16 protein-coding genes are annotated in these 15,390 nt (G+C 56.8%); 10 read left to right on the forward strand and 6 right to left on the reverse strand.

Translation table 11 applies throughout. The features are described 5' to 3' along the window. Positions 1 to 16 precede the first annotated feature (16 nt). From RZS32_RS05910 to RZS32_RS05930, 5 genes are all read left to right on the forward strand, one after another. Positions 17 to 967, forward strand: a complete 951-nt coding sequence (locus RZS32_RS05910; RefSeq protein WP_317056099.1) for an MBL fold metallo-hydrolase — start codon at positions 17 to 19, stop codon at positions 965 to 967. Then, positions 964 to 1,566 (forward strand): hypothetical protein, encoded by a 603-nt coding sequence (locus tag RZS32_RS05915; protein ID WP_339106839.1) that lies wholly within the window; start codon positions 964 to 966, stop codon positions 1,564 to 1,566. The genes RZS32_RS05910 and RZS32_RS05915 overlap by 4 nt, the downstream gene beginning before the upstream one ends. Beyond that, positions 1,563 to 3,146 (forward strand): FAD-dependent oxidoreductase, encoded by a 1,584-nt coding sequence (locus RZS32_RS05920; RefSeq protein WP_317056101.1) that lies wholly within the window; start codon positions 1,563 to 1,565, stop codon positions 3,144 to 3,146. The genes RZS32_RS05915 and RZS32_RS05920 overlap by 4 nt, the downstream gene beginning before the upstream one ends. Further along, positions 3,143 to 3,334 carry a DUF2783 domain-containing protein gene (locus tag RZS32_RS05925; protein WP_317056102.1) on the forward strand — a complete coding sequence of 64 codons (192 nt, stop codon included), beginning with the start codon at positions 3,143 to 3,145 and terminating at the stop codon, positions 3,332 to 3,334. Before RZS32_RS05920 ends, RZS32_RS05925 begins: the two co-directional genes overlap by 4 nt. A 174-nt stretch (positions 3,335 to 3,508) precedes the next feature. Next, positions 3,509 to 4,012 carry a fasciclin domain-containing protein gene (locus RZS32_RS05930; protein ID WP_317056103.1) on the forward strand — a complete coding sequence of 168 codons (504 nt, stop codon included), beginning with the start codon at positions 3,509 to 3,511 and terminating at the stop codon, positions 4,010 to 4,012. Between the two features lie 145 nt (positions 4,013 to 4,157). Here RZS32_RS05930 and RZS32_RS05935 read toward each other — a convergent pair whose 3' ends face one another. Beyond that, positions 4,158 to 4,568, reverse strand: a complete 411-nt coding sequence (locus tag RZS32_RS05935) for a VOC family protein (RefSeq protein ID WP_317056104.1) — start codon at positions 4,566 to 4,568, stop codon at positions 4,158 to 4,160. A 78-nt stretch (positions 4,569 to 4,646) separates the two neighbouring features. Between RZS32_RS05935 and RZS32_RS05940 the strand changes: the two genes are divergently transcribed. Next, positions 4,647 to 5,417: an HpcH/HpaI aldolase family protein gene (locus RZS32_RS05940; RefSeq protein ID WP_317056105.1), complete on the forward strand. Its 771-nt coding sequence runs from the start codon at positions 4,647 to 4,649 to the stop codon at positions 5,415 to 5,417. Continuing rightward, positions 5,410 to 6,321 carry a glucokinase gene (locus tag RZS32_RS05945; protein WP_317056106.1) on the forward strand — a complete coding sequence of 304 codons (912 nt, stop codon included), beginning with the start codon at positions 5,410 to 5,412 and terminating at the stop codon, positions 6,319 to 6,321. The genes RZS32_RS05940 and RZS32_RS05945 overlap by 8 nt, the downstream gene beginning before the upstream one ends. Positions 6,322 to 6,738: 417 nt before the next feature. On the opposite strand, the gene RZS32_RS05950 is transcribed toward RZS32_RS05945, so the two are convergent. Continuing rightward, on the reverse strand, positions 6,739 to 7,404 hold the full coding sequence (locus RZS32_RS05950; protein WP_317056107.1) for a DNA-3-methyladenine glycosylase I: 666 nt from the start codon (positions 7,402 to 7,404) through the stop codon (positions 6,739 to 6,741). Positions 7,405 to 7,524: 120 nt separating this feature from the next. Here RZS32_RS05950 and parE point away from each other — a divergent pair, with 120 nt between their 5' ends. Then, positions 7,525 to 9,480 carry a DNA topoisomerase IV subunit B gene (gene parE, locus RZS32_RS05955; protein ID WP_317056108.1) on the forward strand — a complete coding sequence of 652 codons (1,956 nt, stop codon included), beginning with the start codon at positions 7,525 to 7,527 and terminating at the stop codon, positions 9,478 to 9,480. Positions 9,481 to 9,485: 5 nt separating this feature from the next. On the opposite strand, the gene RZS32_RS05960 is transcribed toward parE, so the two are convergent. Together RZS32_RS05960 and lysM are read right to left on the reverse strand one after the other, a co-directional pair. Next, entirely contained in the window at positions 9,486 to 10,280 is a 795-nt protein-coding gene (locus RZS32_RS05960) for a DUF3800 domain-containing protein (protein ID WP_317056109.1), read from the reverse strand. Between the two features lie 654 nt (positions 10,281 to 10,934). Further along, positions 10,935 to 11,348: a peptidoglycan-binding protein LysM gene (gene lysM / locus RZS32_RS05965; RefSeq protein ID WP_317056110.1), complete on the reverse strand. Its 414-nt coding sequence runs from the start codon at positions 11,346 to 11,348 to the stop codon at positions 10,935 to 10,937. A gap of 176 nt (positions 11,349 to 11,524) precedes the next feature. Here lysM and RZS32_RS05970 point away from each other — a divergent pair, with 176 nt between their 5' ends. After that, positions 11,525 to 12,598, forward strand: coding sequence for a serine hydrolase domain-containing protein (locus RZS32_RS05970; protein WP_317056111.1), 1,074 nt, complete (start codon positions 11,525 to 11,527; stop codon positions 12,596 to 12,598). Between the two features lie 58 nt (positions 12,599 to 12,656). Beyond that, positions 12,657 to 13,334, forward strand: coding sequence for a hypothetical protein (locus RZS32_RS05975; RefSeq protein WP_317056112.1), 678 nt, complete (start codon positions 12,657 to 12,659; stop codon positions 13,332 to 13,334). 7 nt (positions 13,335 to 13,341) lie between these two features. On the opposite strand, the gene RZS32_RS05980 is transcribed toward RZS32_RS05975, so the two are convergent. Next, positions 13,342 to 13,743, reverse strand: a complete 402-nt coding sequence (locus RZS32_RS05980) for a c-type cytochrome (protein ID WP_317056113.1) — start codon at positions 13,741 to 13,743, stop codon at positions 13,342 to 13,344. A gap of 62 nt (positions 13,744 to 13,805) precedes the next feature. Then, positions 13,806 to 15,380, reverse strand: coding sequence for a lysine--tRNA ligase (locus RZS32_RS05985; protein WP_317056114.1), 1,575 nt, complete (start codon positions 15,378 to 15,380; stop codon positions 13,806 to 13,808). Positions 15,381 to 15,390: the final 10 nt, after the last annotated feature.

A 15,390-nucleotide genomic window follows, 5' to 3' on the forward strand; every position in this document is an offset into this window, starting at 1 on the left:
AAGGAAAGGATGACCCATGGCCAAGGCGTTTGCCTCTCAGAGTGATCTGACCGAGAAAGAAATCAGCTTTACCGAGATCGGGCGCGGTCTTTATGCCTTTACGGCCGAGGGCGACCCCAATTCCGGTGTGATTGTCGGCGATGACAGCGTCATGATCATCGAGGCCCAAGCCACACCGCGCCTGGCTGGAAAGGTGATTGAATGCGTGCGGCAGGTAACCGACAAACCGATCACCCATCTGGCGCTGACCCACTACCATGCTGTGCGTGTGCTCGGCGCGTCGGCTTACAGCGCGGATCAGGTGATCATGTCAGATGCCGCCCGTGCCATGGTGGCCGAACGCGGCCAGGAAGACTGGGACAGCGAATTCCAGCGCTTCCCGCGCCTTTTTGAGGGGCATGAGAGCATTCCGGGTTTAACCTGGCCCACGACAACCTTCTCTGAGGCGATGAGCGTTTATCTGGGCAACCGCCGCGTCGACCTGATGCATCTGGGCCGGGCGCACACGGCCGGCGATATCGTTATTCATGTACCCGATGAGAACGTGATGTTCACAGGCGACATCGTTGAATACCACTCGGCTTGCTACTGCGGAGACGGACATTTTGCCGATTGGGGCGACACGCTGGATGCCGTCAAAGCCTTTGAGGTGGACGCCATTGCACCGGGCCGCGGCGGGGCGCTGATGGGGCGTGAAATGGTGGATGCCGCAATTGAAAGCACGCGTGACTTTGTCGGCAGCACCTATGCCCCTGCCGCGCGGGTTGCCGCGCGGGGAGGATCTTTGAAAGAGGCATGGGATGCCGTGCGCGCGGCCTGTGATCCGAAATTCTCGGACTACGCAATCTACGAGCATTGCCTGCCCTTCAACGTCGCCCGCGCCTATGACGAGGCGCGTGGGATTGACACGCCAAGGATATGGACCGCCCAGCGTGATATAGAGATGTGGGAGGCGTTGCAGGGGTGAGGTGGGTCACGGCATTCGGATTAGCGCTGATACTGAGTGGAGGCTCAGCGCATGCCTGTTTGACGTATAGAAGCAGCTCTGTTTTTGACCTTTTGCATGCCGATGCAATCGTTGTTGGTAACGTCGCAAACTATGAATTGGTCACAGAAAAATCTGGGCGCGTTTTACATGGGCAGTTCCAAATTGATGTGGTGCAAGTCCTAATAGGGTGGGTCGACCAGCCATTAACCGTAAACTGGCGCAATCACGTCTTCGGAATTCCAGAAGCGTGGAGCACGCCAAATCCAATTCTGTTCGGTGTAAGATACCCCGATAAGCGCTCATTGGATGAACAGAGGCGCGACGGTTTTGTGTATTCAACAACCAATGAGCAGACCCCAATCATTTTACAAAGATACTGCAGTTCGGCACATATCTACCGGCTTCACAACAACAGTGTGGTAAAAGCAGTCACCGTTCTTAGCCTCAGCTTTCTCTTCTTTCTGAAATGGCGTGTGTTCCGTCACACCTGGAATACGCCCGAAAAAGATCCGAACGCCTATGTCATACCTCGCAAGACCTCACGACGCTGGGGTGAGAGACATCCTAGAAAAACATGACCACCCCCGAACACTACCCCTACCAGCGCCACCAAGATCAGGATGCTGCACGCCCTCCCCATCACCCGATCACCATCGTGGGGGCCGGCCCTGTCGGTCTGGCCCTCGCCCTTGACCTTGCCCAGCGCGGCATTCCCACGCTGATCCTGGATGACAACACTCATGTCTCTACCGGCTCGCGCGCGATCTGTTTTGCCAAACGCACGCTGGAGATTGCAGATCGTCTGGGTGTGGGGGAGGCACTGGTTGGGAAAGGCGTGCAATGGAACCTCGGCAAGGTCTTCTCTGGCGCGCAGAAAATCTATGAGTTCAACCTGCAAACCGAAGCCGGGCACAAGAACCCTGCTTTCATCAACCTGCCGCAATACCATCTTGAAACCGAACTCATCACCCGACTGCGCGCGCTTCAGGCGGAGGGCGCGCCAGTTGATCTGCGCGGCGGACATCGCTTTGCGACCCGACCAGAATGGGTGAACAACAAACTGGTCTGCGTCATTCAAACCCAAGACGGGCCTTATGCGATCACCACTGACTGGCTGATTGCCTGCGATGGGGCCAACTCGCCGGTCCGCCACATGCTTCATCAGGACTTCGAAGGCCGCGTCTTTGAGGACAACTTCCTCATCGCCGATGTCACCATGCAGGCCGATTTCCCGACCGAGCGGTGGTTCTGGTTCGATCCCCCCTTCAACCCCGGTCAATCCGCGCTGCTGCACAAACAACCCGATGGCGTCTGGCGGATTGATCTGCAACTGGGCTGGGACATTGACCGCAAGGCAGAGCAAGACCCAGACCGCGTGCGCGCCCGTGTGGCGCAAATGCTGGGACCGGATGTGGACTTTGAGCTCGAATGGGTCTCAATCTACACGTTCCAATGCCGCCGGATGCGAAACTTCCGCCACGGCCATGTGCTCTTTGCCGGGGATGCCGCCCATCAGGTCTCACCCTTCGGGGCGCGCGGGGCCAATTCGGGCCTGCAGGATGCGGATAATCTGGGTTGGAAGCTGGCATCCGTGGTGCAAGGCGACGCGCCGGAAACCCTGCTCGACAGCTACATAGCGGAGCGTGTGCAGGCCGCGGATGAGAACATCCTCAATTCCACACGCTCGACCGATTTCATCACGCCCAAATCCGAGATGAGCCGCATCTTCCGCGATGCCGTGCTGAACCTCGCAAAAGAGCACGCTTTCGCCCGGCCTTTTGTGAATTCCGGCCGCCTGTCCCAACCCAGCACCTATGACGCCTCACCGCTCAACACATCGGATGCTCTGCCGACAGGTCCGACTCAAACCCGCCCAGGCGCCCCCTGCCCGGATGCACGCCTGACGGATGGCTATTTTTTAGACAGCTTAAAAGGGGACTTCTGCCTTCTGGCTTTGAACACAACCGCACCTGAAGGCACCGGCCTGACCATCCTGTCGCCCGAGATTACCCGCGATCTCCGCACCCGCTATCTGGAAGAGGCCGCCTCAGCTCTCTACCTCATCCGCCCAGATCAACACATCGCCGCCCGCTGGCCCTGCGCCACGGCAGAGCATGTGACCCAAGCCCTCACCCGCGCCAAAGGACACGCCCTATGAGCACGCTCATCACAACGCCTAACCTTAAGAATGCCGATGACATCTACGCCATGCTGCTGGCCGCCCATGAAGACCTCAGCCTGGAAGACAGCACCGCCCTAAACGCTCGGCTGGTGCTTTTACTTGTCAATCATATTGGAGATGCGGGAGTGATCGAGGAAGCGTTGGAGATTGCAAAACAGGGGTGAGCAGTCAGGGTCGAATGACTGCTCTGAGCCCATAAAGCGCGCACCACGACGCTAATGCTGATATGCCCGCTCTGGTTTCAACTATTTGTGATCTGTTCACTGCTTACTCCCGTACTGACCAGTATGGACCAGCGCAAACCTGCAGAACTACTCAATAACTGAAAAGGAAATACTATGAATCGTCGTGGCCTTATAAAATCGTTTGCAGCTGTTGGACTGGTATCGGCAGTTGGAGCATGTGCGCAAACTGAAACCGGGGACGATATTGTAGATATCGCAGCATCCAACCCAGATTTCTCAACTCTTGTAGCTGCTTTGCAGGCTGCGGATCTGGTAGAAACGCTTAAAGGGCCAGGACCATTCACAGTATTTGCCCCGACAAATGCAGCATTTGACGCGCTGCCAGCCGGCACTGTTGAAACCCTTCTTCTGCCAGAAAACAAAGATCAACTGGTCAATATCCTGACCTACCATGTTGTTCCTGGTGCAATAACATCAGACCAAGTGATTGGGCAGAAACTGGACGTTGCGACAGTACAAGGCGATACAGTGCGTGTGAACGGCACGGGTGGCAAGTACGGTGCTGCTGTGCGTGTAAACGATGCCAATGTCACATCAGCAGACATCATCGCAACCAACGGTGTTATTCACGTAATTGACAAGGTGCTCTTGCCGTAAATTCCCTTCAAGAGGCAAGCGAGAAGCCCGGCTGGCATCGTCCGGTCGGGCTCATTATTATAGAAACCGCAATGACCCCGGTACTGACGTCGGCCCCAATTCTTCAAAGTCGACGTCTTCCGCATCACCGCCACCACTTTCCCCCTCACTCCACCACCTGATGCACTTCGATCACGTTGCCATCCGGGTCGTAAAAATAAATCTGGTGCCAACCTTTGACGGCGCTTTCACCCCAATCGGAATAAGCCACGCCCTGTGCCTCCAAATGCGCCTTGAACGCCTCAAGATCATCGCAGCGGTAGGCGATATGCCCATGGCTCACCGGATTGACGATCTGGCCTGTGCGGAACCCAGCCTCCACATCCTTGCGTGCCACATGCAAATGCACATGCCCATCCTCCAGAAAGGCCACATCCCCGGTGTAGACATCTTCGTCATTCTTCAACGCCGGAAGATCGCTTTCGGCGCGGTCAAGCTGCATCACATCGCGATAAAAGGCGTCCATCGCCTCAACCTTTTCGGTGCTTAGATTGATGTGGTGCAACGTCAGTTTCATGCGGTCCTCCTGACCTGGTGCTGGACCTTCACTCAACACCACGCTTAACTGCGGCACAAGCCCTGCTGGAGATTGCAAATGCCCGCACCAGAAAACCCCTTCAAGAAAGCCCTCGCAGCCGGTGACATGCTCTATGGCTGCTGGGCCGGGTTCGCCGACGCCTACGCAACTGAAATCCTGGGCACCGCTGGGTTCGACTGGCTGGTTCTGGATGGCGAGCATGCGCCAAATGACGTGCGGTCTTTGTCTGTGCAAATTCAGGCCTTGCAAGGCTCGGCAAGTCACCCGGTGGTCCGTGTGCCCATTGGCGAGGACTGGATCATCAAACAGGTGCTGGATGCCGGGGCGCAGTCGCTTCTGGTGCCCATGGTTGACACAGCAGAGCAGACACAAGCGCTGGTCAAAGCCATGCGCTACCCGCCCGAAGGTGTCCGTGGGTCCGGTGCGGCTCTGGCCCGTGCCTCAGGCTTTGGCGCGATCCCGGATTACATCACAACCGCCAATGATCAGATGTGCCTCATTGTGCAAATCGAAAGCCGCGCGGCGCTCGAAAACCTCGATGCCATTTGCGCCATCGACGGCGTTGATGCCGCCTTCATAGGGCCGTCCGATCTGGCCAATGACATGGGCTACCGCGGCGACGCCACCCAGCCAGAGGTGATGGACGCCATGCAAGACGCGCTCGCCCGGATCAAAGCCTCTGGCAAAGCGCCCGGCATTCTGGCGGTCGATCAAGACACAGCTTTGATGTATCGCGACTGGGGCGGGCAGATGCTTGCGGTGGGCATTGACGTTCTACTCTTTGCGCAATCTGCCCGCGCTTTGGCGGCAAAGTGGCGTGATGGCTGAGCATCTTCTGATTGACCTTGGGGGCACGCATTGCCGCGTCGGTTTGGCTCTCCAAAACAAGCTTGATCCTGAAACTGTTCAACGCTTTGCAATTGATCCGTTTGAAGACCTGTCGCAGCTGCTGCAAACCTATCTGGCAGACAAACCACGGGGCCGCATCCACGCCATATGTGCTGGCGTGGCCGGACCTGTTCGCGATGGCTCTGCGCAGCTCACCAATCATAACTGGTTTATCGATGCCACCACCTTGCAACGCAGCACAGGCATTCCCGACATTCACCTACTCAATGATCTACAGGCCCAGGCTTATGCTTTGGATGATCTGCATGAAGACGCTCTGCAAACTCTGGTCAAAGGAATGCCCGAGCCGGGCGGTCCGCGTCTGGTATTGGGTCTCGGAACAGGCTGCAACATCGCAGTGGCGCATCAACAAAAGGACAGGGTGTTTGTCCCCGCCTCCGAGAGCGGGCACACCACCTTGCCAGACGCGCCCGGCTTCCGCCCGCTCTTTGATGCCTTGTACAAACAAGCCGGGCATTTGCCGATAGAAGCGGCACTTTCGGGTTCCGGTCTCACGCGCATCCACGCCTTTTTTAGCGGCGAGACATTGACGCCAAGTCAGATCATCGCGGCTCAGCCGCGCAAGACACTCCAGTGTTTTGTGTCTTTGCTCGGCCTTGTCGCAAGCAACCTTTGTTTGTCGCATATGGCCACAGGCGGCCTCTACCTCATCGGCGGAACCGCACGCGCCATTGCACCGTTTCTCAAGCCGATGGGGTTCACCGACACATTTCATCCGCGTGGACCTTACACAGATATCCTGAAACGCATCCCGGTGACGGTGATCCATGACGACAACGCCGCGCTCTTGGGGTGCGCGCGCTATCTGTCACAAAAGGAATAGGGAGCCTAAAGGGCTTCGCCTTTAGCCTGATACCTCAGCAAGAGGCGAAACGCGTGCAACGATTGCGTGTCACGCGGCGTTTCGCGATCATCTACGTCACAGGTTCATCGCGAAACGCTTTCGGGTTTTTAAGTCTACCAACGTGTTGACCGGATTAACCAGTTAATCTGCCCGAGCGTCCAAACCTGACTGGGGAAAGAACGCGCATCGCGGCTGCCGTTTCTTGACGGCATTGTCATCGGGGTGTCTCAATACCTCGATGATTGAGACTGGTTTCTTGCAAGAAACCAGAGTGGAGTTTTGCAAAACTCCACCACGCCCAAAGCCCGTTTTCTTTCAAGGTGTCCGGAGCGCCAATACGTTAAAGCGTTCCGCGATCATCTGCGTCTCATGTTCATCGCGAAACGCCTTAGCACGCTATCCTGTGCTCAGTGCCAAGACCCGGCTGATTTCGGTCAATGACCGACCAGATTGATCCATCCACGCGTTGAACGCCGCCTGCACCGCTTTCATCGACGATTTGGATCCCGGCGCTTTGTCCACTACACCCTCTGCAATCAAACGCGCCACAACATCCTTTGACAGGATATAACTGTCCCGCCCCAGCATCCGCATGGAATAAGCGCCTGTCATCCCACCTAACCGGGAGCCACGCTTTTTCAGCATCTCAAGCAGGTCTGCAAAGGCATCAGTCGGCCAGCCACCCAGGACGTGACCCACACCGCCCTCCTCACGCAGTTCAAGCAGAAACGCCGCATTGTCCCGCACTGACTGAATTTTGGCGCCATGCCTAACGATCCGCGTGTCCTGCAACAGATTGTCAAACATCCCGTCATCCATGAAGGCGCAGCGGCCGAGGTCAAAGCCGTGAAACGCTTCTTCAAACCCAGGCCACTTCTTTTCAATCACGGTCCAGTTGAGCCCGGTGGCAAAAATGTACTTTGACATCTCCGCCAGCCAGCGGTCCTCAGGAATCTTGGCAAGCTCTTCTGGAGTCTTCGGCTTACCAAGCATTGCGTCCAGCGCATCCGTTCCGCCGTGCCGTTCGGCACTGATGTCAAATATCTCTTGAAAACTCCGCATCGCATGCTCCTTTCGCGCGCGTATAGCAGTCTACCCCTGACAGTTTCCTGCAGGAAGCCGCTTTTCCAGAGCGCTTGGCTCTGCCATACTGCGCACAATCAACAAATAAAGAGCAGACCGATGGCCGACGATCTTTTGACAGCCCCTGGGTCGGGGGACTACGACGCCTCCTCCATTCAAGTCCTGGAGGACATGGAGCATGTGCGCCTGCGTCCTGGCATGTATATCGGCGGCAAGGATGACCGTGCGCTGCACCACATGGTCGCTGAAATCATCGACAACTCCATGGACGAGGCCGTGGCCGGCCACGCCACATGGATCGAAGTCGAACTGCACGAGAACGGCCATGTCTCGGTGCGCGACAACGGCCGCGGCATTCCCACTGATCCACACCCCAAGGATCCATCCAAAACCGCGCTCGAAATCATCTTTTGCACCCTGAACGCAGGCGGCAAATTCTCTGGCGACAGCTATCAAACCTCTGGCGGTCTGCACGGTGTGGGCTCATCGGTGGTCAACGCGCTCTCGGATCACCTGCGCGTCGAAGTGGCCCGCAACAAGGAACTCTTCGCGATGGAGTTTTCCCGTGGCCTGCCACAAGGCCCTTTGGAAAAAGTCGGCGCAGCCCCCAACCGGCGCGGCACTGCCGTGACCTTCCATCCTGATCCTGACATTTTCGGCTCTCTCAAACTCAAACCCGCACGGCTCTTCAAGATGGCGCGGTCCAAGGCTTTCCTCTTTTCTGGTGTCGAAATCCGCTGGAAAACTGCCATCGAAGACGGTGAAACCCCGGCAGAGGCGAAATTCCACTTTCCCGGTGGCTTGGCTGACTATCTGTCGGAAACCTTCGCAGGGGCCTCAACCTATGCCGAAGCACCCTTTGCCGGATCGGTGTCCTTCGACAAATTCCAGGTGCCCGGCAAGGTCGAATGGGCCATCAACTGGACGCCCGCGCGCGACGGGTTCATTCAATCCTACTGCAACACCGTGCCCACGCCTGAGGGCGGCACGCATGAGGCCGGGTTTTGGGCGGCGATCCTGAAGGGCATCAAGGCCTATGGCGAACTGGTCAGCAACAAAAAAGCCGGGACCATCACGCGCGAAGACCTGATCACGGGGGCGGGGGCGCTGGTCTCCTGCTTTATCCGTGAGCCGGAATTCGTGGGCCAGACCAAGGACCGTCTTGCCACGGTCGAAGCCCAGCGGATGGTCGAAAATTCCGTGCGCGACCATTTCGACAACTGGCTCGCGGCGGATACGAAATCGGCGGGGGCGATCCTTGATTTTCTGGTGTTGAGAGCCGAGGAACGCCTGCGCCGCAGGGCCGAGAAGGAGACACAACGCAAATCTGCCACCAAGAAACTGCGCCTCCCCGGCAAATTGGTGGACTGCAGTTCCTCAACACGCGAGGGCACGGAATTATTCATTGTGGAAGGCGACAGCGCGGGCGGCTCGGCTAAAATGGCCCGGGATCGCAAGACACAGGCCCTTCTGCCCCTGCGCGGTAAGATCCTGAACGTGCTGGGGGCGGCGTCCTCCAAACTGGGCACCAACGCCGAGATCAGCGACCTCACCCAAGCGCTTGGCGTTGGCCTTGGCACGCGGTTCAACATTGACGATCTGCGCTATGACAAGATCATCATCATGACCGACGCCGATGTGGACGGCGCGCATATCGCCTCACTTTTGATGACCTTCTTCTTCACCCAGATGCGCCCGATGATTGATGCGGGGCATCTCTATCTGGCGTGCCCGCCGCTCTACCGGCTCACGCAGGGGGCCAACCGGGTCTATTGCCTGGATGAGGCCGAGCGCGACGCCTGGCTGGAAAAGGGTTTGGGGGGCAAGGCCAAGATCGACGTCAGCCGCTTCAAGGGCCTGGGGGAAATGGACGCCAAGGATCTCAAGGAAACCACCATGGACCCCAAAACCCGCAAACTCATCCGCGTGACCATCGACGAGGACGAACCGGGGGAGACTGGGGATTTGGTCGAACGCCTCATGGGCAAAAAGCCCGAACTGCGGTTCCAGTATATCCAGGAGAATGCGCGGTTCGTGGAGGAGTTGGATGTTTGAAGACTTTATCTAGTTGGCATTGGTTTAGCTCTCAGCCCGCTCAATGCCTGTAAAATCTCGGGATCAAGAGCCATATCTTTTATATCATGTATCGGTTTTAGGCCGGTTCCCAAAACATGTCCTTTTGGATTTGCTGCAAATCTCGGCGCTAGTTCTCGCAAGTAACGAGGTTCTGTGATCCCAAAGTTTTCTGGGGTTTTGTTCACACATGAATAAATAGCATGTGAAACCATGTCGGCGACGCGGAGTAAATCTTCCTCTCGCTTAGATTTTTTAGTGATGCCAAATGGATTTATAACATCCAGTGATTTTGACTGCTGGTAGATAGGGTTTTCTTTGACACAAGACATATATCGGATCATCGCATCGTAATTGTGGTTCCGTTCCTCAAAGACAATTCTTGGTTCGCTAAGGGACAGATCAATTTGACGGATATAGGCGCCGACTCGTTCGAGAAGGTACTTGGCGCACTTGTTGTAGAATTTGTCAGGCTCCCAATCGATGTCTTCTGCGTAATCACCAAGCGTAGGCTTGTAAGAAATTAGGCCAAAAAAACGAACATGTAGTTTCGAAAGGCTTTTACAGAAATGTAGTTTTTGACTGTGGTTCAAATTGGTTGCATGTTTCCAACGCTTTTGTTTGCCAAAATCGTGTTGCAACTGATCCATGAGCTTTCGGGCCAAGGTCATTGTTGCTGGCTGCATAACCACGGCACCCATCGCAAAGTACTCGCTAGAACCACCCCGTTCACTGCTACGAATCGACGATACGCCTGTATCACCGCTTTCATCAATAAACACTGTGCATGGCATTTTTTAGTGATTTCCTAGATATTCCAATTGCTTGAAGCCCACCGAGTTTCGGCTGTAGATCGGAATCACCTGGGAAATATTCGCATGTAGTGATTGTTAGTCAAAGGAAGCTTGTTCGCAAGCAACTTCCACTGGCACGGTTTGCGCCAACTTGAGTTTAAGTCTTGCGCGCCGCCTCGCGATCGCCAGCCGCTTCGCCATCCCGCGGTCTGGCTATCGCTCGGCGCTCGCCCTCTTCCCCGTCATCCTCGGGCTTGACCCGAGGACCTCTGTGACCAAAAGATCCCGGATCAAGTCCGGGATGACGTCCAATCCCCTCCGTAGGGCGGGGTTTCACCCCGCCACCCCCCACTCCCATTGCCGGGGTGAACCCCGGCCTACCGCAAAATGTTGCGCGCACGGGGCTTAAACACATCCGTTTTTACCCGATTCCCCCATCCGCACCGACGTGATACCGACGCAATACCGACGTGAAACCGATGTGGCAAAATCGCTCAAAATCCCTGTTAACCAAGGGGTTTTCGGTCCTGCCCCGGCGCACCTATGTGTCCCGCCTCCTGACCCGTTCACCCTTCGTTAACCTCTGGCCAACAAAAAAGGCCGGGCGTGCACCCGGCCTCTCTTACATCTCTCAGATCCCGATCAGGCGGTCGTGCTGCCATTCTGCGGGATGCGCAGGCGCTGGCCGGGATAGATCTTGTCCGGATCGCTGAGCATCGGGCGGTTGGCCTCGAAAATCTCGGTATAGCGCGCGCCGTTGCCCAGCGTTTTCTCGGCGATTTTCCAAAGCGTGTCGCCCTTGGCCACCTCGTGAAACACCGGATCGGCCCCGGTGACCGTGTCTTCAACCGCCGCCACGCCCTTGGCGTTGCCCACGGCCATGATGACCTTTTCCTTGGTCTCCTGATCCACGGCCTCACCCGAGACTTTGACCACATCGCCATCCACCGCAATATTCAGCCCGGCGGTGTTAAGCCCCAGATCCTGCACCTCTTTTTCCAGCGCCTCGGCTTCGGGCGTCTCATCGCCACCCTTCCAGAAATTCCAAAAACCCATGGTCTTGCCCTTTCGCATCCCAGTTATTTGTGCCCTCAGTGTCATGGCAAAGAGTGAGAAATCAAAGGGGAAATCGCCATGCATCACCTCATAGCCACGCCGCAAATCTTCCCCATGCCTGCCTCGATTTGACCTAGGTGCGCGGCTAACCTGCGACCTGAGCAAAAGGTACAGGCATGTCTCAAAGCGGCAAACGCATCTTCCGCTTCGGCGCATTGGCCGTGATTGCCATCGCGGCGGTCGCGTTTGTGTTCATGCGCAAGGACCCCACCGAAGAAGACGTGGTCGCGGCGTTCCTGAAGGCGACCGGCATCCCCGGTGCGGTGCTGGCCTATGGTCCCTCGGACGGTGCGCCAATGCTCAAGGCCTTCGGCGTATCAGACCCGATCAAAGCCACGCCCATGCAGGTCGATCAGGTGTTGCCGCTCGCCTCCTTGACCAAACCCATCACTGCCGCAGCCCTTGTTTCCTTGGCAGAAGCGGGCGAAATCGCGCTAGACGTGCCTCTGGCAGATCAGATCCCCCTGCCCGCGCCACATGATCCAAGAGCTGCGTCTGTCACCCCTCGTAACTTGCTCGCTCATCGCGGTGGATTTGATCGCACAGCCACCTTTGACCCGGTTTTTGAGCCTGAAAAAATGGGGCTCACGCGTGAGGAAAGCTGTCATGACCTTGCCAAAGCCGCCTGGGCGGTGCTCCCGCTCGATCACACGCCGGACAGTACCAAAGCCTATTCCAATATCGGCATCTGCCTTTTGACCGATCTTCTGACGCAGAACGGCGCTCGTGATCTGGAGCAGATCTTGCAAACACAGGCGCGCATCACTCTTGGCGGAATGGCTGGTCCCAACTGGGTGCAAACCGATACAGGCTGGCAAGAGGTGCAAGGCTCTGAGGCCGAGCGCGCCTGGATCGCTGGTCTTGGCGCAGCGGGAAGCGCCATGGGGCGCGCCGAAGACATGTGGACATTCGCCGCACAAACACCCGCGGCCAGCGCGGCCCCAATCCCGGAGGGCGAAGATGGGGACTTCTACGCTTTGGGCTGGCGCATCTGGCCCGGCCCGGATGGGCGGCAGCTCACCCATTGGGGCGGGTTGCAAGGCGTCTTCACAGCCATGTTCCGCTTTTCAGATGGGCACGTCGTCGTCGTGCTCTTCAACTCTTCGCCTGGGAATTACAGCGCAGGATTTAACGTGCTTTATGCGGGACTTTGTCAGGCGCGAGGGCTGGATTGCCGACCGGCACAATAACTCTCTAAATCTTAAACTCCCTCTATCCACTTTTGCCAAGCCTTGCTAACGTCCAGCCATGCGCGTGGTTCTGCTTTTCTGTCTGGTGTTCGTGATGTCGTGTGGGCGGCCCCTGACAGACAATGAAAAGCGTTTTGCAGAGCAGATTCACGGCGAAAGTATCGACACATCACGTATTCGTTTCGTGAATGGAGCGCTTATCGGCAAAGTCACCTACAAGCGCCAGAAACGCCCGCGTCTCGCCTGTCGCGAACGCATTTTCCCTGAACCGACAACCGAAACAGTTACAGTTGGACCCGCGGCTTTCGTGCTCTTCAACAAGGTGTTTTATTCCAAGGAATGGTACGACCGTGACTACCTGCCGGTCTATCCAGAGCGCATGAGCCTTGTTCACGCAATGATCTTTGCCCATGAAATCACCCATGTCTGGCAATGGCAGAACCGCGCCAAGACGGGGTACACCCCGCTCAAAGCGGCCTCGGAGCATGCGGCCAAGGACGACCCATATCTCTTCGACATTTCCACCAAGACGCGGTTTTTGGATTACGCCTATGAACAACAGGCGTCGATTGTTGAAGAATATGTCTGCTGCGCCGCGCTCGATCCTACAGCACCGCGCACCAAGCGCTTGAAAGAGCTGTTGCGCGATGGTTTTCCGCTGCAAGAGCTGCGCATCCCAAACGAAGTGGTCCTTCCCTGGGATGGTGCCGAGGTCAAAGGCATCTGCCGGGTCTGAAGATCTGTTATTCCTGAATACTCTCTAAGTATTCCAGAAGTGCCGCCAGAGGGCGTGGCGTGGGGGTCAACACGCCATCTCCGACATCTACGGGCACGGTGTCACCCATTAAGAGCAGACCAAATTCCGGCATTTGATGTCCAGGAAGGTCGGTGCGATCATACCCATCTATGATCGACAATACGCGTGCTCGCGGGAACACGCCATCTTCGGTCAACCGTGTCAGATCCGCTGGGGCCGGAACAAATGATCCCGCCCATGGACCATTGCCTTTGCCCGAGGTGCCATGGCATTGCACGCAGTTCTCTGCAAAAAGCGCCTGTCCCTCGCTCGGTTCTGGCATGGAGATTTGCGTGCAAGCCAGTAAGGCTAGCGCCCCCGCGAACGGAATAAGTCGTCTTATGATCATCACCCTGCTCCTCTTTTTAGGAGCATGATCTCAGGCTGGGTTGCGCCCTGCGTTGATACAGATCAAACGAGTTCGCCCGCCAGCGCCTTGTCGATCAGAGCTACGGTCTCCTCAACGCCATAAAGGGCAATGAAGCCGCCAAAACGTGGGCCTTGGCTGGCACCGAGGAGTACCTCGTAAATGGCCTTGAACCAATCGCGCAGTGGCTCGAACCGGTCACGACCGACCGCGTATACGATGGATTGTAGCGCCTCATCTTCAACGGGGCCGTCATAGGCGGCCAGCTGGTCACGCAGATCGCTGAGTGCCTCACGTTCCAGATCGCTGGGGGCGCGATAGGTTTTGGTGGGCGCAACGAAATCCTCATAGTATTTCACGGCGCAGCCTGCTGCAGCATCCATGTCTGGATGCGTCTCAGCACTGGCATCTGGCGCATAGCGGCGAATGAACCCCCAAAGCGTATCCTTGTCCTCGGCCGCAGATACAGACGCAAGGTTCAAGAGCATCGCAAATGGCACGACCATCTTGCTCTCGGGCACATCGCCGTTGTGGATGTGATGCACCGGGTTGTTGACCTTTTGCGCAGCATCCTGACCGGGATAGGCCCGCAGCTGTTGGTGGTATTCATCCACGGCTCGCGGGATCACGTCAAAATAGAGCCGTTTGGCCGTTTTCGGCTTTTGGTACATAAAGTAAGACAGGCTCTCGGTCGCGGCATAGCTCAGCCATTCATCAATGCTGATCCCGTTGCCCGAGGATTTGGAAATCTTCTGACCCTGATCGTCGAGGAAAAGCTCATAGCTGAAATGCTCGGGCGGACGGGCCCCCAGGGTTCGGCAGATGGCGTCATAGATTTTCTCGTTGGTGGCATGTTCCTTGCCATACATTTCGAAATCCACGCCAAGTGCTGCCCAGCGTGCGCCAAAATCCGGCTTCCACTGAAGCTTTACGTTTCCGCCTGTGACGGGCAGTGTCCACTCCTTGCCCGTCTCGTCGTCAAAGGTGACTGTGCCCCCTTTGGCGTCCACATGTTTCATCGGCACATAAAGCACACGCCCGGTTTCGGGGTGGATCGGCAAAAAGATCGAATACGTCTGTTGCCGCTCCTCACGCAGGGATTTCAGCATGATCTTCATCAGATCATCGTACCGCTCGGCGCAGCGCAGCAGGATCTCATCAAACTGTCCAGTGCGGTAAAACTCGCGGGCTGAGATGAACTCGTATTCAAACCCGAACGTATCAAGAAACCGCCGCAGCATCGCATTGTTGTGGTGGCCGAAACTCTCGTATTCCCCAAAGGGGTCGGGCACCACGGTCAACGGCCTGTGCAAGTGCTCTTGCAACATCTCCGGGTTCGGGACATTGCCGGGCACCTTGCGCATGCCATCCAGATCATCCGAAAAGCAGATAAGTTTGGTGGGAATGTCGCTGATCTGTTCAAAGGCGTGCCGCACCATGGTCGTGCGCAGCACCTCTCCAAAGGTGCCAATATGCGGCAGGCCCGACGGCCCGTAGCCCGTTTCGAAAAGAACATACCCCTTGTCAGGAGCCCCCTTCTCATACCGTTTGAGCAAGCGACGCGCTTCTTCAAAAGGCCAGGCTTTCGAGCTTAGGGCAGCGTCGCGTAGATCAGACATCTCATTCTCC

The sequence above is a fragment of the Roseovarius sp. W115 genome (assembly GCF_032842945.2).
Lineage (GTDB): Bacteria > Pseudomonadota > Alphaproteobacteria > Rhodobacterales > Rhodobacteraceae > Roseovarius > Roseovarius rhodophyticola.

What these genes read in the sequence shown, in the direction of transcription:
- RZS32_RS05910 (WP_317056099.1), top strand. Translation starts at nt 17, where the DNA reads ATGGCCAAGGCGTTTGCCTCTCAGAGTGATCTGACCGAGAAAGAAATC.
- RZS32_RS05920 (WP_317056101.1), top strand. Translation starts at nt 1,563, where the DNA reads ATGACCACCCCCGAACACTACCCCTACCAGCGCCACCAAGATCAGGAT.
- RZS32_RS05925 (WP_317056102.1), top strand. Translation starts at nt 3,143, where the DNA reads ATGAGCACGCTCATCACAACGCCTAACCTTAAGAATGCCGATGACATC.
- RZS32_RS05930 (WP_317056103.1), top strand. Translation starts at nt 3,509, where the DNA reads ATGAATCGTCGTGGCCTTATAAAATCGTTTGCAGCTGTTGGACTGGTA.
- RZS32_RS05935 (WP_317056104.1), bottom strand. Translation starts at nt 4,568, where the DNA reads ATGAAACTGACGTTGCACCACATCAATCTAAGCACCGAAAAGGTTGAG.
- RZS32_RS05940 (WP_317056105.1), top strand. Translation starts at nt 4,647, where the DNA reads ATGCCCGCACCAGAAAACCCCTTCAAGAAAGCCCTCGCAGCCGGTGAC.
- RZS32_RS05945 (WP_317056106.1), top strand. Translation starts at nt 5,410, where the DNA reads ATGGCTGAGCATCTTCTGATTGACCTTGGGGGCACGCATTGCCGCGTC.
- RZS32_RS05950 (WP_317056107.1), bottom strand. Translation starts at nt 7,404, where the DNA reads ATGCGGAGTTTTCAAGAGATATTTGACATCAGTGCCGAACGGCACGGC.
- parE (WP_317056108.1), top strand. Translation starts at nt 7,525, where the DNA reads ATGGCCGACGATCTTTTGACAGCCCCTGGGTCGGGGGACTACGACGCC.
- lysM (WP_317056110.1), bottom strand. Translation starts at nt 11,348, where the DNA reads ATGGGTTTTTGGAATTTCTGGAAGGGTGGCGATGAGACGCCCGAAGCC.
- RZS32_RS05970 (WP_317056111.1), top strand. Translation starts at nt 11,525, where the DNA reads ATGTCTCAAAGCGGCAAACGCATCTTCCGCTTCGGCGCATTGGCCGTG.
- RZS32_RS05975 (WP_317056112.1), top strand. Translation starts at nt 12,657, where the DNA reads ATGCGCGTGGTTCTGCTTTTCTGTCTGGTGTTCGTGATGTCGTGTGGG.
- RZS32_RS05980 (WP_317056113.1), bottom strand. Translation starts at nt 13,743, where the DNA reads ATGATCATAAGACGACTTATTCCGTTCGCGGGGGCGCTAGCCTTACTG.
- RZS32_RS05985 (WP_317056114.1), bottom strand. Translation starts at nt 15,380, where the DNA reads ATGTCTGATCTACGCGACGCTGCCCTAAGCTCGAAAGCCTGGCCTTTT.